Consider the following 740-nt stretch of genomic DNA (forward strand, 5'->3'; position numbering starts at 1 on the left):
GTAAAATATCTAATATTTCTACTATTAGATAATTAAAGCTAATTCAAAAATAATAATTTCAGATAAAGATAATTATTAGTTAATTTTTAATAAAATAATAGCTTTATATAAATATACATATAAAATACTCGATTAGTGTAAAAAAATGAAATTAATTTATTTTTTTACTTTACATATTATTACAAATGTAGCATGCAATAGCTTGTATAATATTATGTATACACCAGTGTTGGCTAAAAAATAAATTAAAGAGGTGTTTTATGAAAAAAATTGCTACAATTTTATTATTAACAACTGCTGTAGTTACAGGAAATATTTTAAATGCTTCAGCTTATGGTTCTTACTTAGTATTAAACATTAATTCAAACCAAAGTATAGCTACTAGTTCGAATCAGTATATACCTAATGGAGGGTATATTTCTACTTACAATTACTCAAGTAGTAGTAATTATTTATATGCTGAATTATATAGGGATGATCCCGTTCCTATTCCAAATACTCTTATAGCATCAGAATATATGGCTCCTGGGGAATCCGTTAATAGAACCCTATATTCAATTGCAAGCGCACCACATTATACAGAATTAAATCCTGCTGGCCCAGGATATACAGGATGTAATGGAACTATAGGATACTATTTTAATTAAATAAAACTTATAAATGTAAGAGTGTGATATAATTACACTTTTACATTTAATTAATAAAAAGAGGAAAATATATGGATAAAATAATTAATTCTT

At 24.5% G+C, this 740-nt stretch carries 1 protein-coding gene; it reads left to right on the top strand.

Annotated features, from left to right (window positions below):
* Window positions 1–260: 260 nt before the first annotated feature.
* Window positions 261–647, top strand: coding sequence for a hypothetical protein (locus tag A500_RS19075; RefSeq protein ID WP_016209211.1), 387 nt, complete (start codon window positions 261–263; stop codon window positions 645–647).
* The last annotated feature ends 93 nt before the right edge of the window (window positions 648–740 follow it).

The sequence above is a fragment of the Clostridium sartagoforme AAU1 genome (genome assembly GCF_000401215.1).
Classification (GTDB): domain Bacteria; phylum Bacillota; class Clostridia; order Clostridiales; family Clostridiaceae; genus Clostridium; species Clostridium sartagoforme.